This window comes from Bradyrhizobium xenonodulans, assembly GCF_027594865.1.
GTDB classification, from domain to species: Bacteria; Pseudomonadota; Alphaproteobacteria; order Rhizobiales; family Xanthobacteraceae; genus Bradyrhizobium; species Bradyrhizobium xenonodulans.
In genome coordinates, this window is the sequence record NZ_CP089391.1 from 233,034 (window position 1) to 258,724 (window position 25,691).

At 63.8% G+C, this 25,691-nt stretch carries 28 protein-coding genes and 1 tRNA gene; 13 read left to right on the forward strand and 16 right to left on the reverse strand.

From position 1 onward, the window contains the following. Window positions 1-8: 8 nt before the first annotated feature. From I3J27_RS01100 to I3J27_RS01125, 6 genes are all read right to left on the reverse strand, one after another. Window positions 9-347, reverse strand: a complete 339-nt coding sequence (locus tag I3J27_RS01100; RefSeq protein ID WP_008142813.1) for a P-II family nitrogen regulator — start codon at window positions 345-347, stop codon at window positions 9-11. A 443-nt stretch (window positions 348-790) separates the two neighbouring features. Further along, window positions 791-1,393: an ATP-dependent Clp protease proteolytic subunit gene (locus tag I3J27_RS01105; RefSeq protein WP_270164312.1), complete on the reverse strand. Its 603-nt coding sequence runs from the start codon at window positions 1,391-1,393 to the stop codon at window positions 791-793. A gap of 116 nt (window positions 1,394-1,509) precedes the next feature. Continuing rightward, complete coding sequence (locus I3J27_RS01110; protein WP_270164313.1) at window positions 1,510-1,863, reverse strand: SRPBCC family protein; 354 nt, start codon at window positions 1,861-1,863, stop codon at window positions 1,510-1,512. Between the two features lie 12 nt (window positions 1,864-1,875). Continuing rightward, entirely contained in the window at window positions 1,876-2,190 is a 315-nt protein-coding gene (locus I3J27_RS01115; RefSeq protein WP_270164314.1) for an ArsR/SmtB family transcription factor, read from the reverse strand. 39 nt (window positions 2,191-2,229) lie between these two features. Then, on the reverse strand, window positions 2,230-3,531 hold the full coding sequence (locus I3J27_RS01120) for an ammonium transporter (RefSeq protein ID WP_270164315.1): 1,302 nt from the start codon (window positions 3,529-3,531) through the stop codon (window positions 2,230-2,232). A 132-nt stretch (window positions 3,532-3,663) separates the two neighbouring features. Beyond that, window positions 3,664-4,002, reverse strand: coding sequence for a P-II family nitrogen regulator (locus tag I3J27_RS01125; RefSeq protein WP_028176997.1), 339 nt, complete (start codon window positions 4,000-4,002; stop codon window positions 3,664-3,666). A 249-nt stretch (window positions 4,003-4,251) separates the two neighbouring features. On the opposite strand from I3J27_RS01125, the gene I3J27_RS01130 reads away from it, so the two are divergent. Beyond that, window positions 4,252-5,157 (forward strand): GYF domain-containing protein, encoded by a 906-nt coding sequence (locus I3J27_RS01130; protein WP_270164316.1) that lies wholly within the window; start codon window positions 4,252-4,254, stop codon window positions 5,155-5,157. Window positions 5,158-5,197: 40 nt separating this feature from the next. On the opposite strand, the gene tesB is transcribed toward I3J27_RS01130, so the two are convergent. Next, window positions 5,198-6,061: an acyl-CoA thioesterase II gene (gene tesB / locus I3J27_RS01135; RefSeq protein ID WP_270164317.1), complete on the reverse strand. Its 864-nt coding sequence runs from the start codon at window positions 6,059-6,061 to the stop codon at window positions 5,198-5,200. Between the two features lie 147 nt (window positions 6,062-6,208). On the opposite strand from tesB, the gene I3J27_RS01140 reads away from it, so the two are divergent. Further along, window positions 6,209-7,429 carry a ubiquinone biosynthesis hydroxylase gene (locus tag I3J27_RS01140; RefSeq protein ID WP_270164318.1) on the forward strand — a complete coding sequence of 407 codons (1,221 nt, stop codon included), beginning with the start codon at window positions 6,209-6,211 and terminating at the stop codon, window positions 7,427-7,429. 48 nt (window positions 7,430-7,477) lie between these two features. Here the strand turns inward: I3J27_RS01140 and I3J27_RS01145 are convergent, their stop codons facing one another. After that, complete coding sequence (locus I3J27_RS01145; protein WP_092232493.1) at window positions 7,478-7,675, reverse strand: Trm112 family protein; 198 nt, start codon at window positions 7,673-7,675, stop codon at window positions 7,478-7,480. Window positions 7,676-7,736: 61 nt separating this feature from the next. Beyond that, window positions 7,737-8,267, reverse strand: a complete 531-nt coding sequence (locus I3J27_RS01150) for a TetR/AcrR family transcriptional regulator (protein ID WP_270164319.1) — start codon at window positions 8,265-8,267, stop codon at window positions 7,737-7,739. 105 nt (window positions 8,268-8,372) lie between these two features. On the opposite strand from I3J27_RS01150, the gene I3J27_RS01155 reads away from it, so the two are divergent. From I3J27_RS01155 to I3J27_RS01180, 6 genes are all read left to right on the forward strand, one after another. Continuing rightward, entirely contained in the window at window positions 8,373-8,723 is a 351-nt protein-coding gene (locus I3J27_RS01155; RefSeq protein ID WP_270164320.1) for a hypothetical protein, read from the forward strand. Between the two features lie 33 nt (window positions 8,724-8,756). Then, entirely contained in the window at window positions 8,757-9,560 is an 804-nt protein-coding gene (locus I3J27_RS01160) for a crotonase/enoyl-CoA hydratase family protein (protein WP_270164321.1), read from the forward strand. After that, complete coding sequence (locus I3J27_RS01165) at window positions 9,557-10,369, forward strand: SDR family oxidoreductase (RefSeq protein WP_270164322.1); 813 nt, start codon at window positions 9,557-9,559, stop codon at window positions 10,367-10,369. Before I3J27_RS01160 ends, I3J27_RS01165 begins: the two co-directional genes overlap by 4 nt. Window positions 10,370-10,592: 223 nt before the next feature. Then, window positions 10,593-10,871 (forward strand): PepSY domain-containing protein, encoded by a 279-nt coding sequence (locus tag I3J27_RS01170; RefSeq protein WP_270164323.1) that lies wholly within the window; start codon window positions 10,593-10,595, stop codon window positions 10,869-10,871. 48 nt (window positions 10,872-10,919) lie between these two features. Then, window positions 10,920-11,513 (forward strand): cytochrome b/b6 domain-containing protein, encoded by a 594-nt coding sequence (locus tag I3J27_RS01175; protein WP_270164324.1) that lies wholly within the window; start codon window positions 10,920-10,922, stop codon window positions 11,511-11,513. 201 nt (window positions 11,514-11,714) lie between these two features. Beyond that, window positions 11,715-14,216 (forward strand): bifunctional diguanylate cyclase/phosphodiesterase, encoded by a 2,502-nt coding sequence (locus tag I3J27_RS01180; protein WP_270164325.1) that lies wholly within the window; start codon window positions 11,715-11,717, stop codon window positions 14,214-14,216. Window positions 14,217-14,228: 12 nt separating this feature from the next. Here the strand turns inward: I3J27_RS01180 and I3J27_RS01185 are convergent, their stop codons facing one another. Both I3J27_RS01185 and trxA read right to left on the reverse strand, forming a co-directional pair. Beyond that, complete coding sequence (locus I3J27_RS01185; RefSeq protein ID WP_270164326.1) at window positions 14,229-14,906, reverse strand: LON peptidase substrate-binding domain-containing protein; 678 nt, start codon at window positions 14,904-14,906, stop codon at window positions 14,229-14,231. Window positions 14,907-14,936: 30 nt separating this feature from the next. After that, a complete protein-coding gene (trxA, locus tag I3J27_RS01190) occupies window positions 14,937-15,860 on the reverse strand; it encodes a thioredoxin (RefSeq protein WP_270164327.1) in 924 nt (307 codons plus the stop codon). 275 nt (window positions 15,861-16,135) lie between these two features. Between trxA and I3J27_RS01195 the strand changes: the two genes are divergently transcribed. The 4 genes from I3J27_RS01195 to I3J27_RS01210 all read left to right on the forward strand — a co-directional run bounded on the left by I3J27_RS01195 (window position 16,136) and on the right by I3J27_RS01210 (window position 19,697). Continuing rightward, window positions 16,136-16,210, forward strand: a tRNA-Gly gene (locus I3J27_RS01195). A gap of 77 nt (window positions 16,211-16,287) precedes the next feature. Then, window positions 16,288-17,274 carry an NAD-dependent epimerase/dehydratase family protein gene (locus I3J27_RS01200; RefSeq protein WP_270164328.1) on the forward strand — a complete coding sequence of 329 codons (987 nt, stop codon included), beginning with the start codon at window positions 16,288-16,290 and terminating at the stop codon, window positions 17,272-17,274. Window positions 17,275-17,654: 380 nt separating this feature from the next. Further along, the gene (locus I3J27_RS01205; RefSeq protein WP_270164329.1) at window positions 17,655-18,929 is read left to right on the forward strand and encodes a PQQ-dependent sugar dehydrogenase; all 1,275 of its coding nucleotides are present in this window, start codon (window positions 17,655-17,657) and stop codon (window positions 18,927-18,929) included. Between the two features lie 174 nt (window positions 18,930-19,103). Further along, a complete protein-coding gene (locus tag I3J27_RS01210; protein WP_270164330.1) occupies window positions 19,104-19,697 on the forward strand; it encodes a c-type cytochrome in 594 nt (197 codons plus the stop codon). Between the two features lie 16 nt (window positions 19,698-19,713). Here I3J27_RS01210 and panE read toward each other — a convergent pair whose 3' ends face one another. The 4 genes from panE to I3J27_RS01230 all read right to left on the reverse strand — a co-directional run bounded on the left by panE (window position 19,714) and on the right by I3J27_RS01230 (window position 23,474). After that, a complete protein-coding gene (gene panE / locus I3J27_RS01215) occupies window positions 19,714-20,637 on the reverse strand; it encodes a 2-dehydropantoate 2-reductase (RefSeq protein ID WP_270164331.1) in 924 nt (307 codons plus the stop codon). A 105-nt stretch (window positions 20,638-20,742) separates the two neighbouring features. Continuing rightward, complete coding sequence (locus I3J27_RS01220; protein ID WP_270164332.1) at window positions 20,743-21,357, reverse strand: 2-hydroxychromene-2-carboxylate isomerase; 615 nt, start codon at window positions 21,355-21,357, stop codon at window positions 20,743-20,745. Window positions 21,358-21,459: 102 nt separating this feature from the next. Continuing rightward, the gene (locus I3J27_RS01225) at window positions 21,460-22,809 is read right to left on the reverse strand and encodes an MATE family efflux transporter (protein ID WP_270164333.1); all 1,350 of its coding nucleotides are present in this window, start codon (window positions 22,807-22,809) and stop codon (window positions 21,460-21,462) included. 83 nt (window positions 22,810-22,892) lie between these two features. Next, window positions 22,893-23,474 carry a DUF2239 family protein gene (locus I3J27_RS01230; RefSeq protein ID WP_270164334.1) on the reverse strand — a complete coding sequence of 194 codons (582 nt, stop codon included), beginning with the start codon at window positions 23,472-23,474 and terminating at the stop codon, window positions 22,893-22,895. A 165-nt stretch (window positions 23,475-23,639) separates the two neighbouring features. Here I3J27_RS01230 and I3J27_RS01235 point away from each other — a divergent pair, with 165 nt between their 5' ends. Next, window positions 23,640-24,305, forward strand: coding sequence for a glutathione S-transferase family protein (locus I3J27_RS01235; protein ID WP_270164335.1), 666 nt, complete (start codon window positions 23,640-23,642; stop codon window positions 24,303-24,305). A gap of 10 nt (window positions 24,306-24,315) precedes the next feature. On the opposite strand, the gene I3J27_RS01240 is transcribed toward I3J27_RS01235, so the two are convergent. Further along, window positions 24,316-25,611 (reverse strand): MFS transporter, encoded by a 1,296-nt coding sequence (locus tag I3J27_RS01240; RefSeq protein ID WP_270164336.1) that lies wholly within the window; start codon window positions 25,609-25,611, stop codon window positions 24,316-24,318. Window positions 25,612-25,691: the final 80 nt, after the last annotated feature.

The following is a 25,691-nucleotide window of genomic DNA, read 5'->3' on the forward strand; positions in this document are numbered from 1 at the left end:
GCGCGAAATCAAAGGGCCGCGGCATCGGCCTCGCCGGTGCGGATGCGAACCGCGTGGTCGAGGTTGATGACGAAGATCTTGCCGTCACCGATCTGTCCGGTTTTCGCGGCGGACGTGATGGCGTCGATGGTCTTGTCGACCTGGTCGGAGGCGACAGCGACTTCGATCTTGATCTTGGGCAGGAAGCTCACGGCATATTCGGCACCGCGATAGATTTCCGTATGGCCTTTCTGGCGGCCATATCCCTTGACTTCCGTCACCGTAAGACCGTGAACGCCGATGGCGGTCAGGGCGTCACGGACTTCTTCCAGCTTGAATGGCTTGATAATCGCCATAACAATTTTCATGGGTCCTATCCCCGCTTGGCCCGGTCCGGACGTGGCCGGGCGTTTCTCGACTGGTTCGCCACGAGGGAGAAGTTCACTACGCGGGCACAGCCGGGACCCTTAGAATCAAATGCCGTGCCAGATCGGACGGCTTGCCTAACGGACTATGAAAGCGGGTGTTTTCGCGTTTGACGCGTATTGCGGTGCAGTGCGCTATTACGCCGCGCTTAAAACGTAGTCACGCCTGATCAAAATGCGAGCACGACAGGCCTCCGACACAATGTTGCTCATGTGTCGGGCAGTGCGATGGTAATTAAGTAGGGAGATCGCCCTATGGGACGCTTCTCCGAGCTGCGAAATATTCAGCTCCTGAAGCTCGTGCTCATCGGATGCGCGCAAGGACGACCGGGTCGCGTGAGCAAATCTCGCCGAAAGGTATCCAGCTGAGGGCCGATGTCGGACCGTCAGGCGGCGTCGCGCGCTGCAAAGACCCGATCGACCAATCCCCATTCCACCCCCTGCTGTGCGGTCATGAAGTGGTCGCGGTCCAGGGTCCGTTCGACTTCCGCCTCGGAGCGCCCGCAATGCTGCGCATAGAGCCGGATGAGGCGCCGCTTGGTCTCCTGCATTTCGTTGGCGTGGATCAGGATGTCGGAGGCCTGGCCCTGGAAGCCGCCGAGCGGCTGATGCACGTGGAGGCTGGCATTGGGGAGTGCGGCCCGGTGCCCGGGCTCGCCGGCCATCAGCAGGAACGAGCCCATCGAGCGCGCGGTGCCCATGCACAGCGTATGAACCGGCGCCTTGATGAACTGCATGGTGTCGTACATCGCAAGGCCAGAGGTGACCACGCCGCCATAGGAATTGATGTAGAGATTGATCGGCTTGTTCGGATTGTCTGCCTCCAGGAACAAGAGCTGCGCGCAGACGAGGCCCGACATCGCATCATTGACCTCGCCGTTGAGGAAGATGATGCGCTCGCGCAGCAGCCGCGAATAGATGTCGAAGGATCGTTCGCCGCGGGCGGATTGTTCGACGACCATAGGGACGAGCTGAAGCATGTCGCGCATCGGCGACCTCCATGTCTGCAGGTGATGAAGTCTGTTTGCTCTTAGTCGAGCATGATCTTTTCGGAAAACCGCTTCACGCTTTGCGCTAGCGCGGCCCTTCGGGTCCGGATCATGCTCTAGGCTGCCAGCATCAGGCAGCAGTTGGTGTTGGCGGGCTGTGGCAGTTTCGCGAGGTCGTCGCAGGCTTGCTGGACGATGCGAACGCGGGTGCCGCCGTCTTCGTTCGGCTCGATCCGGAAGGTGACGTGGCTTTCGCGAAACGGCGGCTCGGAATCGCGAAGGCGGTAACTCACCTCTTCGCCTGTGACCGATGATTCCGGCTCGGCGCGCGCAAGATCGGAATCCGGCAGCCAGCGCTCGCGCAGGGCCGGAATGGTGACGGCGCGCCAGACCTTTGCCGGCGGCGCATCGAAATCAAATTCGAGCACCAGGTTTGCATCGGGACAATCAGTCTTCGCTGCGTCGCTCATTGATCCAGATCCTTATTGATCCATGTCCTTCAAGAGATCGGCGAGCGCTTCCATGCGCTTCGGCCAATAGGCGCGGTAGCGCGCAAGCCATGTCCCGATGGTTGCGATCCCGTCCGGGTCGACCTCGTAGTTCACGAAGCGGCCCTGGCGCTGTTCACGCACCAGGCCTGCCGCGCGCAGCACCGAAAGATGCTGCGACATCGCCGGTTGGCTGATCTCCAATCCGTCGCGCAAAGCGCTGGCATTCAGGCTGCCGCCAGCGAGCTTCTCAAAGACCTTTCGGCGCGTCGGGTCGGCCAGTGCCTTGAAGATGTCGGCTTCGATCATGACAACACATAAGCATGTACTTATGTGTTGCGCAAGCCTTTACTGAAGCGCCTCGCCGTGCTGCGAGATGTCGAGCCCTTCAAGCTCGTGCTCGCGCGAAACGCGCAAGGGCACGAACAGGGCGACCAGCTTGAGCAGGATGAAGCTCACGCCCGCCGCCCAGACGAAGGTGACGGCAACCCCATAGAGTTGGATCAGAAGCTGCTGCGGATGGCCCTCGACCAGGCCGGCGGTGCCGCCGATCGCGCTGGTGGCGAACACGCCGGCCAGCAGCGTGCCGGTCAAGCCGCCGATGCCGTGGACGCCGAACACGTCGAGCGAATCGTCATAGTTGAAGCGGTGCTTCAGCCAGGTGCAGGCCCAGTAGCAGACCGCCCCCGCAACCACGCCGATGACGATGCCATGCCACGGCGCGACGAAGCCCGAGGCCGGCGTGATGGTGCCGAGGCCCGCCACCGCGCCGGAGATCATGCCGAGCACCGAAGGCTTGCGCCGCGTCGACCATTCGATCGCGCCCCAGGTCAGCGCGCCGGAGCAGGCCGCAAGATGCGTCGCGATGATCGCCAGCACCGCGCGCGAATTGGCCGCGCCCGCCGAGCCGCCGTTGAAGCCGAACCAGCCGACCCACAACAGGCCGGTGCCCATCACCGCCAGCGACAGATCGAACGGCGAGAGATTTTCGGTGCCGTAACCGTGCCGGCGCCCCATCACCTTCGCGGCGACGAGGCCGGCGGTGCCGGCCGACAGATGCACGACGAGGCCGCCGGCGAAATCCAGCACGCCCATGCTGGCGAGGAACCCGCCGCCCCACACCCAATGCGCCAGTGGAATGTAGACGAAGATGAACCACGCGACCGAGAAGACGAGATAGGCGGAGAATCGCATCCGGTCGGCAACCGAGCCCGCGACCAACGCAACCGTGATGATGGCAAACGTCATCTGGTACAGCATGAACAGCGCTTCCGGGATCGTCTTCGCCGCCGGGTTGACGCTGTCCATGGTCATGCCGGCGAGAAACCAGCGGTCGAGCGAGCCGATCCACGGACCATCGCCGACGAAGCAGAGCGAATAGCCGAACGCGACCCAGAGAATGGAGATGATCGTCACCGCGGCAAGGCTTTGCGCCATGGTCGCGAGCACGTTCTTCTTGCGCACCATGCCGGAGTAGAACAGGGCAAGGCCGGGGATCGTCATCATCAGCACCAGCGCGGTGGCGACGATCATCCAGGCGGTGTCGGCGGTGTTGATCTCGGAGGCCGCGGCATGCGCAGGCGCGGCCATGATCGACATAAATCCGACCGGCGCAGCCATAACGGCTGCGCGGCGCAACAATCCCGCCATGTCATTTCCCCCAGCATAGAAATTACGTCGCACGCTGTGGCGTCGTTGCCCGGTGCGATCGAAGGTCTATCAGAGCGTTTTCGAGCGAAGTGGATACCGGTTCGCGTGAAGAAAACGCGTCAAAACAAAAATCTAGAGCGCGTCGCTGTCGGTTTCGCCGGTGCGGATGCGCAGCGCGTGGTCGATCGGTGTGACGAAGATCTTGCCGTCGCCGATCTGCCCGGTGCGCGCGGTCGCGGTGATCACGGAGACCGCCTTGTCGGCGACGTCAGAGGCGACCGCGATCTCGATCCGCAGCTTCGGCAGGAAGTTCACGACATATTCCGCGCCGCGATAGATCTCGGTGTGGCCCTTCTGGCGGCCATAGCCCTTCACCTCGGTCACAGTCATGCCGTGGACGCCGATCGCCGTCAGCGCCTGGCGGACTTCATCGAGCTTGAAGGGTTTGATGATCGCGACGACGAGTTTCATGGTCAGGCCTATTCCCCGGGATCCGCCGCGCCGCATGTCCCCGGCGCAGCGTCAATCTGGCATCTTTCCGGGCAGATGGCATAAAAAACTTGCAGATTGAAGCGGAAAAACGTTTGGCCATGGGCGGTCATGTGAACGGCCGCCTCTGTACAGGGCAGCCGTTCATCCTTCACAATGCATTTTTGGCATGGATGCGGTGAACCCAACCGTCCCGGCCGGTACATAAGTATGTTTGAGGGGGGACGCTTCATGGCGAGTTGGTTCTACGCATCCGAGGGCAAGCAGCAGGGGCCCTATCCGGAGGGGCAATTCCGCGACCTGGTCGCGCAGGGAATCGTCCGCCCGGATACGCTGGTGTGGTCCGAGGGCATGGCCGGCTGGCAGAAGGCCGCCGAGATCCCTGGCCTGATCGGCGGCGGCGGTGCCCCCCCGATGATGCCGGCGGGCGGCCCGCCGATGATGAGCGGCGGTGGCTATGCCGGCAGCGGCTACGCTGGTGGCGGCGGAGGAGGATCGCTGGCGGTCGATTTCGGCATCCTCGAGTTCACCTGGCGCACGCTCGTGTTGGCGATCGGCTCATGCTTCGTCATTCCGGTGCCGTGGCTGTTCGTCTGGTACACGAAATGGATCGTGCCCTGCGTCAAAGTCCCCGGGCGACCCAATCTCAGCTTCACCGGCAATGCGATGACGCTGGTGCCCTGGTTCTTCGGCTTCATCGTTCTGGCGATCGCGCTCGGCTTCATCGGCAGCCAGCTATTGAGTAATCTGCTGTTCATCGTGCAGATCGTGCTCTACTGGCTCCTGATCAAATGGATGGTCGCGAACCTTGCCTCCAACGGGCAGCCGCTCGGCTTGAGCTTCTCCGGCTCGGTCTGGGCTTATATCGGCTGGAACCTGTTGTTCGCGATTTCGATCATCACCATCATCGGCTGGGCCTGGGTCGCTGCGGCGCAGATGCGCTGGTTCTGCCGTGGCATCGAGGGCACGCGCCGCGAGATCTTGTTCAAGGGCAGTGGTCTCGACATTCTTTGGCGCGGCATCGTGGCTGCGATCCTGTGCAGCCTCCTCATCCCGATCCCGTGGGTGTATCGCTGGATCATGAACTGGTTCGCGTCGCAGACCGAGCTCGCGCCGCGCGGATCGCTCCAGGCCTGATTTGAAAGGCTCCAAGCGCGATCCGTCGCGCTTGGAGCGATCAGGATCTTCGCTCGCGCACGGAGCCTTCCTGCGCGACGGAGGCGACCAGCGTGCCGTCGGGCTTGAAGATCGAGCCGCGCGTCAAGCCGCGGCCTGATCGCGCGCTCGGCGAATCCTGCGCGTAGAGCAGCCATTCGTCGGCGCGGAACGGGCGGTGAAACCACATCGCGTGGTCGAGGCTCGCCGGCATCATGCGCTTGTCGAACAGCGTCCGGCCGTAGCGCGCCATGATCGCGTCGAGCAGCGAGAAGTCCGACGCGTAGGCCAGCGCGCACATGTGCAGCGCCGGATCGTCCGGCAGCGTCGCTGCGGTCTTGATCCAGACGTGAATGCGGCCGTCGTCGATTTTCTGGCCGAAGTAGCGGCCGAGCTCGACCGGGCGCAGCTCGATCGGTCGATCGGATTCATAGTAGCGGCGGATGAACTCCGGCATCTCGCGGAACATCGGCTGCTTCGCCACCTCCTCTGCGGTGAGTTTTTCCGGCGGCGGCACGTCGGGCATCTTGTCCTGATGGTCGAACGCGCTCTCCTCGTCGGTGTGGAACGACACCATGATCGAGAAGATCGCGTTGCCGTGCTGGATCGCGGTGACGCGGCGGGTCGAATAGCTCTTGCCGTCGCGCAGGCGCTCGACCTGGTAGATGATCGGGATCTGCGGGTCGCCCGGCAAGATGAAATAGCAGTGCAGCGAATGCGGCAGCCGGCCCTCGACGGTGCGGCAGGCTGCAACCATTGCCTGCCCGATCACCTGCCCGCCGAACACGCGCTGCCAGCTCGTCTTCGGGCTGTTGCCTCGGAAGAGATTCACCTCGAGCTGTTCGAGGTCGAGAATCGAGATCAGGTCGATCAGGCCTTTGGACATGATGGTGCTTTCTCGCCGTCGAACCGGACCTCATCTCTTCGAGACGCTCCGGAATGACACATTGGGCCAGTTCCGCCCTTGTTTCACCGCACTGTTTCGCCCAGCTATAGTCTGCTAGCAAGACCAAGAATTGACTGGGATTTTGGTATGTCGGTACAGGGTAGCATTGTCATTGGCGGCGGCGCGTTTGCAGGACTGGCGCTGGCCCTGGCGTTGCGCCAGGGGCTCGGGCCCGAGATTCCCGTCATCGTCGCCGACCCTGCGCTCAGCACCCGCCCGAGCCGCGATCCGCGCGCGACCGCGATCGTGGCGGCCTGCCGCCGCCTGTTCGAGGCGATCGGCGCCTGGGACGACGTCAGGGGGGAGGCGCAGCCGATCCTCGACATGGTCGTCACCGATTCCAAGCTGGAGGACGCGACCCGTCCGGTGTTCCTGAATTTTGCCGGCGACGTCGCGCCGGGCGAGCCCTTCGCGCATATGGTCGAGAACCGCCGCCTGATCGATGCGCTGGTGGTGCGTGCCGAGGCCGAGGGCATTGATCTGCGCGCCACCACCGTGTCGTCCTACGATGCGCGCGCCGAGGGCATCGACGTGACGCTCGGCGATGGCAGCGTCATCGCAGCCAGCCTATTGGTCGCCGCTGACGGCGCGCGGTCAAAACTGCGCGAGCGCGCCGGCATCATCACCCATGGCTGGGAGTACGACCAGTCCGGCATCGTCGTCACCGTCGGCCATGAGCGCGATCACGAGGGCCGCGCCGAAGAGCACTTTCTGCCCGCAGGTCCGTTCGCGATCCTGCCGCTATCCGGCAAGCGGTCGTCGCTGGTCTGGACCGAGCGCCGAGCTGAGGCTGCGCGCATCATCGCGCTCGGCGACGAGCAATTTCACGGCGAGCTCGAGCAACGCTTCGGTCTGCATCTCGGCGAGGTGAAGGCACTCGACAAGCCGCGCGCGTTTCCGCTGTCCTATTTCGTCGCGCGCTCCTTCATCGCCGAGCGCCTCGCGCTGGTCGGCGATTCCGCCCATGTCATTCACCCCATTGCGGGCCAGGGGCTCAATATGGGGCTGAAGGACGTCGCGGCGCTCGCCGAAGTCGTGGTCGATGCCGCGCGGCTCGGCATAGATCTCGGCGGCGCCGACGTGCTCGAGCGCTACCAGCGCTGGCGCCGCTTCGACACCATGGCGATGGGGGTTGCCACCAACTCGCTGAACTTCCTGTTCTCCAACCAGTCGACCTTGCTGCGCACCGTGCGCGACATCGGCCTCGGCCTCGTCGACCGTGCCCCGCCGCTGAAGAACCTCTTTATCCGCCAGGCGGCCGGGCTGACGGGCGAAGTGCCGCGGCTGTTGAAGGGCGAGGCGTTGTAGCGGGCGAATGGCGAATAAAATCTATTCGCCACTCCCTATTCGTCCTCTTCAATCGATCTTCCGCGCCTCTTCCGGCAACATGATCGGGATGCCGTCGCGAATCGGATAAGCGAGCTTGGCGCTGCGCGAGATCAGCTCCTGCTTTGCGGAATCGAACTCCAGCGGGCCCTTGGTCAACGGGCAAACCAGAATCTCCAGCAATTTGGGATCGACGCTGTTTTCGGGGCGTTCGGTAGGCGCGTTCATTGTGGTCTCCGGCGATTGCCTGCCTCTAGCACAGAAAGATGTGGCCGCCCACCGCGTCGCCTCAGGCAGAGACCATCCGCAGGATCTCGTCGAGCAGATCCTGGAGCCGTGCCGCCGGCACCGGCGTGCCCGACAGGGCAAAACCGAGAAATGTCCAGTACAGGATCTGCGCACGCGCCTGCGCCACCGGCGGCGCGAGTCCCCGCATGGTCAGTAACGTTGCGATATAGTCGATCCTGCGGCGGTCGATCGCGCGGACCGCGCCTTGCGCGGCCGTATCGAACGCCGCCCAGTTGCGCACGGCGCGCTCGAGATCGAGCCGCGCGCCAAAGGAACGCCGCAGCAACGCCTCGAGCGGCTCGTCACCGGCGGCCTCGACGTCGGCAATGATCTGCTCGGCTGCGATGTCACGCCAGCGTTTCAGCACGGCCGCGTGGAACGCGCCGAGATCGGCGAAGTGCCAATAGAAGCTGCCGCGCGACACGCCCATGGCCTTGGCGAGCGGATCGGCCTTCAGCGCCGTAAAGCCGCTTTTGGCGAGCGCCTTCAATCCCTCCTTGATCCAGTCGTCGGCGGTGAGCTGTTCCGTCATCTCGGTTCCCAAAATTCGACCATACACTAATGTATTGACAGGCGGCGCACCAGCGCCTATCTCACCATACACATATGTATGGGCAATGTTCGGGGAGCTTTGACGATGCGTGATCTCCTGCTCCAGTGCGCCGGTGTCCTGACCATTGCCGTGGCTCTCATCCACGGCTACCTCGGCGAGGCCAAGGTCTTTGTCCGCGCCACCATCGAGCCGGAGCGGCTCCGCACCCTGATCCGGCTGGTCTGGCAAGCCTCGACCGTCGCCTGGATCGGCGGCGGCATGCTGCTGATCGCGGCGCCCTGGATGGGCTCGGAGCCGGCGCGCCACTGGATCGTCGTCACCATGGCTTGTGTGTTCGGCTTCTCGGCTCTCGCCAACGCATGGGCCACGCGCGGCCGGCATTTCGGCTGGATGGCGCTCAGTGCCGTCGTCGCGATGGCGGTCGCCGGTTACTGAACTCGCCGATCCGAGCCACAAAGGAGAAGCACGATGACCGATCGTATTCGGCTGACCATCGAGGACGGCGTCGCCCGTGTCCAGCTGAACCGTCCCGACAAGATGAATGCGCTCGACCCCGAGATGTTCGCGGCAATCATTGCAGCCGGCACGCAGCTCGGTCAGCACAAGGACGTCCGCGCAGTCGTGCTCTCCGGCGAAGGGCGCGCATTCTGCGCGGGTCTCGATCTCGATCGACTGCTGGCAACGACAAGCGGCGAGCCATTGATCCCGTCCGTCGATCTGACACGCCGAACCCATGGCATCGCGAACTATGCCCAGCATCTGGTCTGGCTGTGGCGCGAGCTGCCCGTGCCTGTGATTGCCGCAGTGCATGGCGTTGCCTTCGGCGGCGGTTTCCAGCTCGCGCTCGGTGCCGACCTGCGCTATCTCGCGCCCGGAACGAAGCTCGCGATCATCGAGGCCAAATGGGGCCTGGTCCCCGACATGTGCGGCACGCAACTGATGCGACACCTCGCGCGTGAGGATGTCGTGCGCGAGTTGACCTATACCGGGCGGGTCTTTTCGGCCGAAGAGGCGCTCGCCTACGGCTTTGCGACGCAGCTTGCCGATGATCCCGTGGCGGCGGCCCTCGCGACTGCGCGCGAAATTGCAGGCCGCAGCCCCGATGCGATCCGGGCGGCCAAGCGGTTGCTCAATCTGTCCGCGACTTGCGATGTGGCGGCTGGTCTCGCCGCGGAGACCGCCGAACAGGCGACGCTGCTCGGCGCGCCCAATCATGTCGAAGCGGTCAGAAGCAATCTCGAGGATCGCGCACCGCGATGGAGCCACGCATGACGCTGACGCTCGTGACCGGCGGCACCGGCCATCTCGGCCGCGACATCGTCGATCGTCTCGTTCGTGACGGGCGTCGCGTCCGGGTGTTTGCACGATCGCCGAGCACGCGATCGGACGTCGATTGGGCGATCGGCGATCTGGCCACAGGTGTCGGGTTGCGGGAAGCGCTGCATGACGTCGACACGGTCATCAATGCCGCGACCTACTCGCCGATCGCGCGGCGGGGCGGCGTGCGGCCGATAGATTTTTTCAGGTCACCCTCGGCCGTCGATGTCGAAGGTACCGAGCGGCTGCTGTCGCTCAGTGGCAAGGCCGAGGTGCGGCACTTCCTCCATGTCTCGATCGTTGGCCTGGACGAGGCGACCCTGCCCTACGCACGGGTCAAGCTCGCCGGCGAGCGTCTGGTGCGTGCCTCCAACCTGCCGTGGTCCGTCGTTCGCGCGATGCCGTTCTATTATCTGCTCGACAAGCTGCTCGCGGGCCTCGTCTGGCTTCCGCTATGGCCGACGCCGACGACGCTGTTCAATCCCGTCGACACGTCCGACGTTGCCGACCACGTCGTGGCTTGCGCCTTCGACGGGCAGCGCGGCGAGCGCCCGGAGATTGGCGGCCCGGAAGATCTCGACCTTGTCGCCTTTGCTCGTCAATATCAGGATGCGAGGAGGCTGCACCGAAAAATCCTGCCGATCGGCCTTTCGGAGGCGAAGGCGCGCGGCATGGGATTTGTCGTCAGCCAGGGCGTGCGTGGGCGTCTCGCCTGGGCAGACTGGCTGCAGCGAAATGCCCCGGGATCGCGAAGCGCGGCCTGATGCAACCGGCGAGGTCGGCAACCTGTCCCCAGCCGTGAGGCGTAAGGCCGCAGCAATCCGCCAAAGGTACCATGCGCACGGAGAGCGCTGATCTTTTCGGGCTCGTTAGAACGACTCTAAGGCCAACTGACGCTGAACCGGATTGACTTCATCATCTCCTTTGCTTCCTTCGGTGCGCGCTACGCGGCCCCGCGCAGCACACACGACAGAGGAGGAGACGTTCGTGAAGGTCATTCGTGTAGTTGCCATTGCACTGACGATCGGGATTGGCATGGGATCGGCCGCCATGGCCGACGGATTCAAGGACTGCACCAAGCTCGACAAGGCGTCGTGGAAGCCGGCGAGCGAAGCCGAAGCCAAGGCCAAGGCGCTCGGCTACGAGGTGCGGCGATCCAAGATTGAAGGTTCGTGCTACGAGGTCTATGGCGTCAAGGAAGGCAAGCTTTACGAGCTGTTCTACAGCCCCGAAGATCTCACCCTGAAGCACACCATCGCCAAGTGAGCCGCGCAAGGTGATCTGCGCCAGGTAATTGATTGGGATGGTTCCGGCTTGATCGATGAAGCGGTGCCAGAAGCGCGCGGGGCGTCCGAGAGGGCCCCCGCGCATCGACCTGCATCCCGGACGGTCGGGGTCTGGGACCTCCCGCTACGCCTCTGGCACTGGGCCCTCGCGGCCAGCATTCTGGCTGCGTGGTTCACGCCCACCGTGTATGACGGTCTGCACCGCATCGTCGGTTACACGGTGCTCGTGCTCCTGGCCTTCCGTCTGATCTGGGGTTTTTGGGGAAGCCGCTATTCGCGCTTTCGCATGGTCGGTGCCAGGCTTCGTGCCGCACCGCGTTATCTCTGGAATCTGCGCCGCGGCATGACGGGCCGCTATATCGGGCTCAATCCTGCCGGCACCCTGATGCTGGTGGCGCTGCTGCTGGCGATCGCGGTGTCGGCGATCACAGGTGCGATGTCGGTGACCGCCACCTTCTTCGGCGTCTGGTGGGTCGAGGATACCCACGCCGTCGCATCGGACGCCGTCATCGTGCTGGCCGTACTGCATGTCCTGGGCGTGGTGCTGATGGGACTTGTCCAGCGCGAGAACCTGATCCGCGCGATGATCACCGGACGCAAGCGCATCCGCAATCGGCTCTAGACATTCCTGGCCGACCACTATGCGCGCTCCCGGCTGGTGCAGGACCGAAGCTACACCGTCATCTACAAGCGCTCGGCAAGCTTCAAATTGCGCGAACCGCGTTAACCTGCCGATAAGCATGCAATCAGGCACGGCACAAAATTAACGCGAAGGCTGGTTAGCCCGGTCACCATCGACAATATTGCCGATGGAGCAGCCTGGATGTTCCGTGTTTTGTCTTGCCTTACCGTTGAGCACGATTGGCGGCTGGTCCTGCTTGCCGGCCTGGTCTGCTTCGTCGCGAGTATCGTTGCCGTCAGCATCTTTCATCGCGCGATCGCAGCGCGCGCCAGAACACGATTGATCTGGATCGCGATTGCCGGCGCTGCCATCGGGTACGGGATCTGGGCAACGCATTTCGTCGCGATGCTCGCCTACGAGCCCGGCGTTACGACCGGCTACGGAATCGTGTTGACGGCGCTTTCGCTTGCTGCGGCAATGCTGCTGACGTCGGGGGGCTTCGGCGTTGCAGTCGGCGATACCGGCCGGTGGCGCGCAGCGGCAGGCGGCGTCATCGTCGGCGGCGGCATTGCCAGCATGCACTATCTCGGAATGTGGGCACTCGAAGTGCCGGGTCGCGTCACATGGTCAGTGGACCTGGTGTTCGTCTCGATCATCCTGGGAATGTGTCTGGGCTATGCAGCGCTGGCCGTCGCACTCAGGTACCAGGACCATTGGGGTACGCTGGCAGCGGCAGTCCTGCTGACACTCGCTATCGTGTCGCATCACTTCACGGCTATGGGTGCCGTGCAGATCGTTCCAGATCCGACGCGTGCGACAGACACCCTGTCTCTTTCTCCGACTTTCCTCGCACTTGCTATCGCCGGCGTGGCGCTTTCAGTGCTCGGGATGAGCCTGATCGGCGTCCTGGCCGATCGCCGCCTGGCAGTCAGAACCGCCAAGTTCGAGGGGATCATCAGCCAGCTTTCGACCGCCCGGCAGCAGCTCGAAGGCTCACAAAAAGAACTGCAACAACAGAAGCTCATGCTGGACACGGCGATCGACCACATGGTCGAGGGCCTCTGCATGTTCGACGCCGAGAAGCGGCTTGTCGTCTGCAACGAGCGTTATGCCCTGCTCTATCGGCTGCCGCCGGAGCTGCTGAGGACGGGGACGTCGCATACCGACATCATCAGGCATCGTATCGTGAAGGGAATCCTCAAGGGCGACCCCAGCGAGGGCGCTGCCGAGCAATTCATCTCGAAGCTGGCCGCGTTGCCGTTCGATGCAGTCTCGAGCAGAATCGACGAGTTTGCGGATGGTCGGTTGATCTGCGTGACGCGACAACCAATGGCCGGTGGCGGATGGGTGGCCACGCATCTCGACGTTACCGAGCAACGCCGGTCCGAGGCCAAGATTACTCATATGGCACAACACGATGCGCTGACCGATCTGCCGAATCGCGTGCTGCTCCGCGAGCGGATGGAGCATGCCATTGCGGTTACGCGCAACGGCGGCGTCGACCTGGCCGTGCTCATGCTCGACCTCGATCGCTTCAAGGAAGTCAACGACACGCTTGGTCATCCGACGGGCGATTCCCTGCTGCGCGCCGTTGCCGCACGTCTGCGCGAATGCACCACGGAAACAGCGTTGATCGCTCGACTGGGCGGCGACGAGTTCGCCGTGATCGATTACGTAACCAACCCGGCCGTGGAGGCCGCCGCGCTTGCAGAGAACATCAAAAAGGCGCTGTGCGAGCCGTTCGATCTCGGCGATCACCGGGTCACGGTAGGCACCAGCATCGGCATTGCCATCGCGCCGCGCGATGGCAACGATTCCGACGTGATCATGAAGAGCGCGGATCTCGCCCTCTACTCGGCCAAGAGTGGTGGACGTGGCGCATTCCGCTTCTTCGAGCCGGAACTCGACGAGCTCATGCACGCGCGCCGCAATCTGGAAAGGGACATGCGCAAGGCGCTTGCGCAGGGCGAATTCGAGCTCCACTACCAGCCGTTCGTGGACGTCGAGAGCGGCCAAGCCTGCGGTTTCGAGGCGTTGCTGCGGTGGCATCATCCCGAGCGCGGTCTGGTCTCGCCTGCCGAATTCATTCCCCTTGCGGAGGAAACCGGCCTGATCCTGCCCCTGGGCGAATGGGTGTTGAGAGCCGCCTGCGCCGAGGCAGCCAAGTGGCCTCCCGCTCTGACGATCGCAATCAATCTGTCTCCCGCTCAGTTCAGGAGCAAGGACCTCGTCTCGATCATTGTCGGCGCCCTGGCAGCCTCGGGGATCGCGCCGCAAAGGCTCGAGCTCGAGGTGACCGAGACCGTCATCATGCATGACAGCGAAGCGGTGTTCGCAGCCCTCGGGAAGCTGCGCGAACTCGGCGTGCGAATTGCCCTCGATGATTTCGGCACGGGCTATTCGTCGCTGAGCTTCTTGCAGAGATTTCCATTCGACAAGGTCAAGATCGATCGCAGCTTCGTCAGCGAGCTCTCCAGAAAAAAGGGCGAGGCGCATCGGATTGCCCGTGCCGTGGTCGCCTTCGCCGTCAGCCTCGGCAAGACGACGACGGCCGAAGGCGTCGAAACCGCCGAGCAGCTGGACATTCTGCGCGAGGAAGGCTGTGCTGAGGCGCAGGGCTACTACTTCAGCCGGCCGATGCCTGCTTCCAGTATCCCGCAACTGGCGCAGCGAAAGGCCGAAACAGCCGTTTATGCCGCCTAGGTGCTTGGATCCTCACTGCAACGGCGGATCGCCGCTGGTGCGCTTCTTCGCGAGGTCCATCTCGGTGACCGCGATCAAGATCTCGGCGCGGGTCTTCAGGTCCATCGCCTCCAGCATGGCCTGCTTTTCCGCCGGGCCGTAGGGCGACATCATCGCCAGTGCGTTGACGAGCGCTTCATTGGGTGCGCTCTCGACGCCCTCCCAGTCGACCTTGAGATTGTTGGCTTTCAGGAAATCGGCCAGCACCGCCAGCAGCGCCTCGCGATCGACCTCGTCCTCGCCCATGCGTGCCGTAAAATCGTCGACGAAGGCGAAGAAATCGACCTTGCACTGCCGGTATGCAGTCAGCACTTCGAGCTCCTCGACCACCCTGAAGCGAGAGACGCCGGTGAGCTCGAGGATGTAGCGGCCGTCGCCGGATTCGGCGAGCTGGGTGATGCGGCCGACGCAGCCGACGCTGAACAGCGCCGGCTTGTCGGAATTCTTCGGCGAATGCGCGACGTCAGGCTGGATCATGCCGATCAGGCGATGGCCGTCGCGGAGGGAATCGTCGACCATCGATAGATAGCGCGGCTCGAAGATGTTGAGCGGCATCTGGCCGCGGGGCAGCAAGAGCGCGCCGGGCAGCGGAAACACCGGAATGATCTCCGGCAGGTCGGCGGGTCCGCGATATTCGATGTTGATCGGCATCTGGTCCCTGCGTCGCTTTGCGGCCTGCGTCTACGAAAACAGGATCGTCGATAACCGCTTGCGGCCCTCGACGGTTGCATCATCCATGCTGCCCCAGGCCTCGAAGAACTGCACCAGCTGCTTGCGGGCGCCGTCGTCGTTCCATTTGCGGTCGCGCTTGATGATCGCGAGCAGCTGCTCGGTGGCGGCTGCGCGATTACCTTGCGCATTCAGCGCCGTGGCAAGATCGAATCGCGCCTGATGGTCGAGCGGGTTTGCGGCGACTTTCTGTTCCAGCTCGGCGACCGGTCCGAGCTGTTCCGCCTGCTCGGCGAGATCGATCGCGGTCTGCACGGCCTTCACCGCGGGATCGTTGCGCTTGGATTCCGGCACCATGGCGAGCGTCTGCTTGGCCTGCTCCATCGCACCGGAGACCGCGTAGCATTTTGCGAGGCCCGCGAGCGCTGCGATGTTGGTCGCATCATGCTGGAGCGCTTCGGCGTAGATCTGCGCGGCCGCGGCGGCATCGCCCTCGGCGAGCACGGCATCGGCTTCCTGCACGATCTCGGCGACATTGACCTCGCCGGGCGCGGTCACGCCCTTGGTCAGCTTCTCGATGAAGGCGTTGAGCTGGCTCTCCGGCACCGCGCCCATGAAGCCGTCGGCCGGCTGGCCGTTGACGAAGGCGATCACGGCCGGGATCGACTGGATGCCCATCTGGCCCGGGATCGCCGGGTGCTGGTCGATGTTCATCTTGACCAGCTTGACCTTGCCCTTGGCCGCCTTGACCGCCTTTTCCAGGAGGGGGGTCAGTTGCTTGCAGGGGCCGCACCACTCCGCCCAGAAGTCGATCAGCACCGGCTGGCGCTTCGATTCCTCGATGACGTCCTTCATGAAGCTCTGGGTGGTGGTGTCCTTGATCAGATCGGCCGCAGCCGGGCCCGGCGCTCCGTTACCCTGGTCGATGATCGTCACGGGATCCCCTCGTCTGATGTCTGGAATGGCGGGTCTTTAGCACGTCGCCATCACATATGCTTCGCTGTCGGCCCTAAAATTGGGCCGGGGCGGCCGAATTTCAATCCATGGGCGCCGATTCGGCGGTTCCGGAGCGTTTTCGGGCCAATTGGTCGCATTCGAGGTCCATTTAGGGCTCCAGATTGCGAATTGATGCTGCCGGTAGCTGTTGCATTCCCCTCCCGCTTTTGGCATACGACAGCCGTTGCCGGCGCGTCACGCGACCGACACAGGATGCGGGTGTAGCTCAGTGGTAGAGCACGACCTTGCCAAGGTCGGGGTCGAGGGTTCGAGCCCCTTCGCCCGCTCCAATTTTTTCCCAGAGCATCCAGCCAAATCAGGTCGGGCCGTGGTTTTCCACGCCGCTGGCGGCTGTATGGGGTTTGCAATGACAATTCTGGTCACCGGCAGCGCCGGCCACCTCGGCGAGGCGATTCTGCGGACGCTTCGCGGGCGCCGGTCACCTGTGCATGGGGTCGATCTGACACCATCGCCCTTCACCGATGCGGTCGGCTCCATTGTGGATCCGGGTTTCGTCCGGCGCCAGATGGACGGCGTCACCGCGGTCATCCACACCGCGACGCTGCACAAGCCGCATGTGGGAACCCACAGCAAGCAAGACTTCGTCGACACCAACGTCACCGGGACGCTCAACCTGCTCGAGGCGGCCGTGGCCGCCGGCGTGAAGAGCTTCGTCTTCACCAGCACCACCAGCGCGTTCGGCTCGCAGCTCCGGCCGGAGGCGGGACAGGCCGCGGTGTGGGTCACCGAGGATCTGCCGCCGGTGCCGAAGAACATCTACGGCACGACCAAGCTGATGGCGGAGACGCTGTGCGAGCTGTTCTTTCGCGAGCGCAGTCTGCGGGTCGTCATCCTTCGGACCTCGCGGTTCTTTCCGGAGGACGACGACGATCCCGCGATGCGGTCGGCCTACCCCTTGGACAATGTGCAGGCCAACGAGCTGCTCTATAGGCGGCTGGATATAGCGGACGCGGTGAGCGCCCATCTGCTTGCCGTCGAGTGCGCGCCGAAGATCGGCTTTGGGCGTTACATCGTCTCGGCCACCAGCCCATTCGAGCAACGCCACCTCGCGGCGCTCGCACGCGACGCGGCCGGCGTCGTGCACGAGCTTTATCCGGATTGCGAGGAGCTCTACGCAGCGCGCGGCTGGCGACTATTCCCGGAGATCGACCGCGTCTATGTCAACGCGCGCGCACGGCGGGAGCTGGGTTGGCGGCCCGAATTCGACTTCGCGCATGCGCTGAATTGCCTTCGCGACGGCCGCGATTTTCGCAGCGCGTTAGCGCGCGAGGTCGGGTCGAAGGGCTACCACGACGTGGTGTTTGACGATGGACCTTATCCCGTCGCCTCGTAGGCGCCGCATTTGTCGTTTTGCTCGATGCATCAAATGTCTGCCTGATGTCGCCGGGCGCAAAACGGCCTGAGCCGTTCTACTGTGCATGGGGTTGTTTTCGCATTTTTTGAGTTTGACGCCCCCATTGCTGTCCGCGAGTGCGCCGCGCGCGCGTCGATTCCGCGTCGCAGCGAGAGTGCTGTCGTCGCGGCGTCGCCCCTCGTTGACATTCCGTCTCAATTTTTATTGAGCCTAACCGCACCCCGCGCGACGCGCTTCTCAGCGCCGGCAGATGTGCTAACCTTTTTGCGTCTGCCTCCCGGCAGACCCCAACTTCGCCTCTCGACTAGCCATAACAAAATAACGTGCAGCCCTGACGGCTGCCTTAGGGGAGTGACGCGATGACATCGATGTTCCATCGATCCGTGTTGGCGCTTGCGGCCGTGGCCCTTCTTGCGGGGACCAGCGTTGTCAATGCGCAGCAACAGGACAAGAACCGGGCACTGAAGAAATACGAATCCGGCACCAAGGAGTTCTGGACCCACCCGCCGGATGACTGGTTCCTCGGCGACGAGACCGAGGCGCAGAAGGGCCTCGCGCCGCCCTCGGGTCCGCCGACCGGCGCTTCCGACGCCGAGCTCGCCAACATCGTCAAGAAGATCAAGCTGCCGGCGGGCTTCAAGATCGAGGTCTATGCCTCCGGCGTGCTGGCCGCGCGGCAGATGGCCTGGGGTGACAAGGGCACGCTGTTCGTCGGCTCGTTCGGCCTCGGCAACGTCTATGCCATCAAGGACAACAACGGAAAGAAGGAGGTCAAGACCATCCTGAAAGGGCTGAACATGCCCACGGGTCTCGCCGTCAAGGATGGTGCGCTCTACGTCATCGCGGTCGACAAGCTGATCCGCTACGACGACATCGAGAACAAGCTCGACAATCCCGGCGAGGGCAAGGTCGTCTATGACGACATGCCGTCCTACGCCGCGCATGGCTGGAAGTACATCGCGGTCGACAAGGAAGGCTGGTTCTTCCTGCCGTTCGGACCGCCCTTCAATGTCGGCATCCCGCCGACCAGCGTGTCGCAGATCCGCCGCGTCGATCCCAAGACCGGCAACGCTGAAGTCTATGCGCTCGGCGTCCGCAACTCGGTCGGCGGCGACGTCGATCCGCGCACCGGCAAATACTGGTTCACCGAGAATGCCCGCGACTGGATCAGCGACGACAAGCCCAGCGACAAGCTGAACATGATCAGCAAGATGGGCGAGCATTTCGGCTATCCCTATTGCCATCAGGGCAATCTGCCGGACGACAAGTTCGCGATGGGCCACAAGTGCTCCGAGTTCACGCCGCCCGTGCTGAATCTCGGCGCACATGTCGCCCCGCTCGGCATGAAGTTCTATACCGGCGACCAATTCCCGCCCGAATACAAGAACAACATCCTGATCGCCGAGCACGGCTCCTGGAACAGGCATAAATATCAGGGCGCGCGCATCGTGCGTGTCATTGTCGGGCCTGACGGCAAGAATCCGAAGGAAGAGGTGTTCGCGTCCGGCTGGCTCGAGGGCGACCAGGGCTATCTCGGCCGTCCCGACGACATCATCCTCGCCAAGGATGGATCGATCCTCGTCGCCGACGATTGGGCCGGCGCGATCTACCGCATCAGCTACAGCAAGAAGTAGCGCATGACGACAAGAGGCTGCGGTGGCCGAAAGGGGCCGCAGCCTCTTTTGCTTTCAACTTCAAGGTCGTTCCGGATCGCGCGCCAGCGCGTGTCCGGAACCCATGACCCCGACGGGTTGTTATGGATTCCGCACGCCGTGGAATGACGCAGTCGATAGATCGGAATCCCAATCATGCGCCGGCCGTTCATCTCGCACGCAATCAGCGCGGTTGCGCTCGCAGCGCTCGGCGCCCTCCCCGCAGGCGCCGCCGACAATGCCGCGATCAAGGAGAAGGCCGCGGTCTGCTCCGGCTGTCACGGCGAGAACGGCATTTCGCAGACGGAGAACATCCCCTCGCTGGCCGGCCAGCCCGATCAGTTCATTCAATGGCAACTCGTGTTCTTCCGCGCCGGCTCGCGCAAGAACGACCAGATGCAGCCGATCGTCGAGCAGATCACCAATGAGGACATCCGCAATTTCGGCGCCTATTTCGCGCAGATGACGCCGCCGAAGGCCGAGGAAGACAAAGACCCGGACCTGTCGAAAAAGGGCGCGCAGGTCGCCGCCGGCCGCCGCTGCGCCTCATGTCACACCGACAGCTTCGCCGGCACCAAGGCCGTCGCGCGGCTCGCAGGTCAGCGCGAGGAATATCTGGTCAAGGCGCTGCACGATTACAAGGCGGGCGCGCGCGTCGGCGGTGGCGTCGCCGCGATGGCCGATGTCGCCTATCATATGAGCGACGAAGAGATCACCGCCGTCTCGCACTATCTGGCGTATTTCAAGTAGCGCTAGGCTTTTGCGGTTAGCTCGCCCGCTGGTTCTCATACGCCTTCAGATGCGTATAGGCGATGCGCAGCTTCGGCACCGGCACCTTGGCGTCGTCGGCGCGCGCGATGAGGTCGCCGATGACGTGATCGGCCTCGACCGGCAGACCCGCTTTGACGTCGCGGAACATCGAGGCCGTCATCGGTGACCCCTCTGTGGTGAGGTTGCCCTTCACGCGCTCGAAGAACGGGCCGCCCGGCGTATAGCCCGACGCAGTGGCGATCGCGGTGGTCTCGTCCAGCATGCCGAGCAGAAAGTCCCTGCCGCCGGGGGCGGCGAGGATGTTGCCGACCGACGTGCGCATCAGGCTGGTGGATGCCGCGAGCGAAGACAGGAACACCCACTTCTCCCACATGTCCTGCATGATGTTCTGGCTGGCGGTGGCACCATTGATGCCGCTCTTGAAGGCCTCGTCGATCGCCTTGACGCGATCTGACATCTTGCCGTCGCGCTCGCCGTAATTGAGCGACTGCATCGGCTGGAGCTGCACCACCTCGCGCTTCTCGTTCAAGGTCGCGGCGATGGCACAAAGGCCGCCGAGCACGCGCTCCTTGCCGAACTTTTGATCGAGCGTGTCGAGATGCTTCATGCCGTTGAGCATGGGGATGATCGCCGTATCAGGGCCGACCGCCGGCGCGAATGATTTGATGGCGTCGTCGAGGTCGAACGCCTTGCAGCTCAAGAGCACGACATCGAATTTGTCATTGAGCGCGTCGGCCTGAACCGTCGGCGGATTCTTCAAGGTCACATCGCCGTTCGGGCTCTTGATGACGAGACCGGTGCTCGCAAGCTCGGATGCGCGCCGCGGCCGGACCAGGAAGGTGACGTCGCGGCCGGCCTGCAACAGCCTGCCACCAAAATAGCCGCCAATGGCGCCGGCGCCGACCACCAGGATACGCATGGGAGAACTCCGTTGAACGAGGCGAATGGCGAGTAGGGAATAGCGAATAGGGCGAGAGGCCGCAAATGACGAGTCACAATTTCACGACTCGCTATTCGCCATTCCCTATTGGCCCCCTTCCAGCACCATCTCCTCGACTTCGCGCAGCTGCTCCTTGCCGAAAAACATCTCGTTGCCGACGAAGAAGGTCGGCGAGCCGAATGCGCCGCGGGCGACCGCCTCCTCGGTGTTCTTGATCAGCTTGCCCTTTACTTCGGGCTCCTGGGCGCGGGCGAACAGCTTTTGGGCATCGAGGCCTGAGGATGCCAGCGCCTTTGCCGCGATTTCGGGGTCGTCCATCTTCTTCGGCTCGCGCCACATGTGGTGGAAGGCCGCCTCGACGTATGTCTCGAACACGCCCTCGAGCTGCGCCGCGATCGCCGTGCGCATCAGGTTCAGCGTGTTGACCGGAAAGTTAGGATTGAAGACGTAGGGCTGGACGTTGAAGCGTTTGATGAAGCGCTCGGTCTCGACCGCCTGGAATTCGCGCTTGTTCTTGATGCCGGCGAGCGTCTCGGCCGGCGACTTGTTGTTGGTCGATTTGAAGATGCCGCCGAGCAGGATCGGCACATATTCGAATTTGACGCCGATGCGCTGCTCGATTGCCGGGATCGCCAGATGGCTGAGATAGGCGTTCGGGCTGCCGAAATCTAACAGGAATTGCGGGGCTGTGCGGGTCAAATTCACTCTCCCTGACGAGCTTTCTGATCTGGCTTTTCATCCATTGTGGCGCAGGGCGCGCCACAGGTCCACCGTTTAATGATGGTCATAATCTCTTGACGGTCAGATCAAACGCCGGATCGCCCGCTTGCGCCACACCAGGAGGTAATAGCCCATCTGCAAAAGGAACATGGCGCAGAACACGATCGGATAGGCAGCCCACACGCCCTCGAGGCCAATGATGCGGCTCAGGATCACGGCCGACGGCAGCTCGATCGCGACGATGGCGAAGATCGACAGCAGCATCGGCGTAAAGGCGACACCCGCCGCGCGCATCGCGCCGGAGAACACTGTGGCGAGGCCGAATGGAATGGAGCTCCACAGGGCGATATGGAGCAGTCCTTTCGCGAGATCGAGCACGGCACCGTCGGTGATGAAGATGCCGAGGATCGCGCGCGGCACGAGGTAAATCAACGCCACCAGCCCACCGGTCAACACGATGTTGAACGCGAGGCCGGTGCGAACGATGGCGTCGAGCCGCCCCCTGTCGCCGCCGCCGACCGCCTGCGCGCCGAGGATCGAGACAGCGATCGAAATCGACATCGCCGTGAACTGCGTGTAGCCCATCACCTGGTTGACCGCGCCATAGGCGGCGGTGGCCTCGGATCCATAGCCGTTGACGAGGCCGAGCAGCACCAGCTCGGCAATCGCCATCACCACCATGCCGACGGCGCTCGGCAAGCCTATGCCGAGCACTTTTCCGAGCACGGGGCGATTGAGCCGCAGATGACGCAGCAATGCTGCGTCCGGAGCCAGTGCATGTTGCTTCCGCCTCAGATAGACGGCCAGCACGATCAGCGTCAGCGTGTTGGCAATCGCAGCGGCCCATGCCGGACTGGTGATGCCGGCCGCGGGCGATCCGAACGCACCGCGGATCAGCATCGGCGTCAGGATCAAGCCGATCGCGGTCGACAGGGCCAGCGCCAGCAGCGGTGTGAGTGCATCGCCAACGCCGCGGATCATCGCCGTCATCAGCAGGAACACGAAGCCGAGCGGCATGGTGAGCAGCATGACGCGCGCATAGGCACTCGCCTGGTCGAGGATGTCCGCCGGTGTCGCGAGCATCACCATCAATTGCCTGCTGAAGATCCCGCCGACCAGCGCGACCGAAAGCGAGAGCAGCAGGCCGACCGAGAGCGTCGTGCCGACCACGCTCTTGATCCTGCCGTGCTCGCCCGCGCCAAAGGCCTGGCCGATCAGCACGGTGGCGCCGGTGCTCAGGCCCATGACGAAGGCGAACAGGAAGAACATCACCGGGAAAAACACCGAGACCGCCGCGAGCGCGTCGACGCCGATCATCTGGCCGAGATAGACGTTGCTGACGGTGCCGAACAGCGATTGCAGCGCGTTGCTCAAAATCAGCGGTGCGAGGAAGCGGAGGAATGTTTTCCAAAGCGGTACGGCGGCGGACATGGATATGCCTTTCATCAGGGCGTGCGAAGCCGTTGCCGCGCGATGCGCGGCTCGGCCGTCGATGGGAGAGAAGTGCTGCGCGCTTAGGCGCGGTCGCTGTAGGCGAGCTTGACGATGTGGTCGCGGATGTCGGTCGGCCAGTCGGCAATCAGTCCGGTGAAGCGCCGCCTGTCATCTGCGAACAGCGCGCGCGAGGCTTCCTCGAACTGCGGCAAATTGCCGGCCATGGTCGACATGAAATGATAGGCTGCATCGCGTGCCTGCCGCTCGCGGTCCTTGTCGCCGCTGGCGCGCCTGGCCTCGTCGACGAGCTTTCGCAGCGCGACCGAGGCGCCTCCCGGCTGCGCGCCGAGCCACTCCCAGTGCCGCGGCAACAACGTCACCTCGCGGGCGACCACGCCGAGCTTCGGCCGGCCGCGGCCGCGCGGCTCGCTCGGGGGCGGGCTCTCCTCAGCTGGAGGCGGCACAAGCTTCGCCAACCGCGCCAGCACCTCGCGATCGCCGCCGCGCAGATCGAAGTCGATCGGTCGGCCCGTGCCGTCCTCGAAGATGATGATGGGCTCGTCCGGCCGCGGTGCCACCCGCTTGACGACCAGCGCGACTTCGCCTGCCGGTCCGGATGTCAGGCGGCGCTGGCCCTGGAACGCGGTGAAAATCCTTTGCATCGGAATCATTGCCAGATTGATGATGTTGGCCTTTTAATACCCGGGTAAATTATTGGCGTCAATATACCCGGGTGAAAATATCCGTCCGGATGTCTCGACATTGCGTTCCCGGGCTGGCACGAAATGCGCGGCCGACTGACCCGCCTAGCCCTCAAGGACCATGCGATGCTGACCGTTCATCACCTCAACAACTCCCGCTCGCAGCGCGTGCTGTGGCTGCTCGAAGAGTTGGGCATGCCCTACGAGATCGTGCGCTATCAGCGCCAGCCGGACATGCGCGCACCGCAGGAGCTGCGCGCCATCCATCCGCTCGGCAAGTCGCCCGTCATCACCGACAACGGCAACACCATCGCCGAGTCCGGTGCGATCATCGAATATCTCATCGCGACCTATGGCAACGGCCGGCTGATCCCGCCGCCGAACACGCCGGAGCGGCTGCGCTTCACCTACTGGCTGCACTATGCGGAGGGGTCCGCGATGCAGCCGCTGCTCCTGAAGCTGCTGTTCACGCTGATGCCGAAGCGTGCGCCGGCGCTGCTGCGCCCGCTGGTGCGCAAGGTTTCGAACCAGGCGCTCACTGCGCTGGTCAATCCACAGCTCAAGCAGCACATGGATTATTGGGAAGGCGAGCTTGCGAAGAGCGAGTGGTTTGCCGGCAACGAGTTCACCGCCGCCGACATCCAGATGAGCTTTCCGCTCGAAGCCGCGCAAGCGCGCGGCGGGCTTGAGCTCGGCCATCCCAAGGCGATGGCGTTTCTGGAGCGCATCCACGCGCGGCCGGCCTACGCGCGCGCGTTGGACAAGGGCGGGCCCTACCAGGTGGGGCGGTAACTCGCTTTCACTAGTCCGGGTGCAGCACGCGCCCGCGCGTCTCCGGCAGCGCGAAGGCGGCGATGAAGAACACCGCGTAGGCCGCCACCGCGAAGATCGCGATCGCATTCGCGAGCGATGTCGTCGCCGAGAGCGCACCGACGAGGAACGGAAATAGCGCGCCGATGCCGCGGCCGAAATTGTAGCAAAAGCCCTGGCCGGAGCCGCGCAACCGCGTCGGATAGAGCTCGGTCAGGAATGCGCCGATCCCCGAGAAATAGCCCGAGGCGAAGAAGCCGAGCGGGAAGCCCAGCAACCACAGGATCTCGTTGGTGAGCGGCAGCTGCGTGTAGAGCAGCACCACCGCCATGGCGCCGATCGAGAAGATCAGGAACAGATTGCGCCGTCCGATCCGGTCGGCGAGCCAGGCGCCGACGAGATAGCCGATGAAGGAGCCGATGATCAGAGTCGAGAGATAGCCGGTCGAGCCGACGATCGACAGATGCCGCTCCTTGGTCAAAAACTGCGGCACCCAGAAGGTGACGGCGTAGTAGCCGCCCTGGCAGCCCGTCGCCATCAGCGAGGCCAGGATCGTGATCTTCAGGATCGGGCCTGAGAAGATTTCCCAGATCGCCGGACGATCGCCGCTCGCGGCCTGTCTTGCGCGGGCCTCGGCCGCGATCTCCGGCTCGGTGACGGAGCGGCGGATGTAGAACACGAGAAGCGCCGGCAGCGCGCCGATCACGAACATCCAGCGCCACGCGGTCTCGGCCGGCATCAGTGAGAACAGGATCGCCTGCGACAGCACCGCAAGGCCCCAGCCGACCGCCCAGCCCGATTGCACCGAGCCGACCGCGCGCCCGCGATATTGCGGCCGGATCGCCTCACCCATCAGCACGGCGCCCGCCGCCCATTCGCCGCCGAAGCCGAGGCCAAGCACGGCGCGCGCGATCAGGAGCTGGTCGAAATTCTGTACGACCGCGCAGACCAGCGAGAAGAAGGAGAACCAGATGATGGTGATCTGGAGCGTCCTGACCCGGCCGATATGGTCGGAGAGATAGCCGCCGAGCCAGCCGCCGATCGCGGACGCCAGCAGCGTCACGGTGCCGGCGAGTCCGGCCGATCCCGCATCGACCTTCCACAGCGCGATGATGGTGCCGATCACCAGCGGGTAGATCATGAAGTCCATGCCGTCGAGCGCCCAGCCGGCGGCGCAGGCCCAGAACGTCCGCCGTTCGGCAACGTTCATGTCGCGATAGAAGGCGAGAAGGCTGGTGTCTTCGATCTCGGCGCGCTCGATGCGCCCGGTCGGATCGGTCGTTGTCATCTGCGTTTCCCCGGTGTTCTTTGGCCGCGGTGGTAGCACGCGCGATGGCCTGCGCAAGCCTTCGGGCCATGCAGGGACGG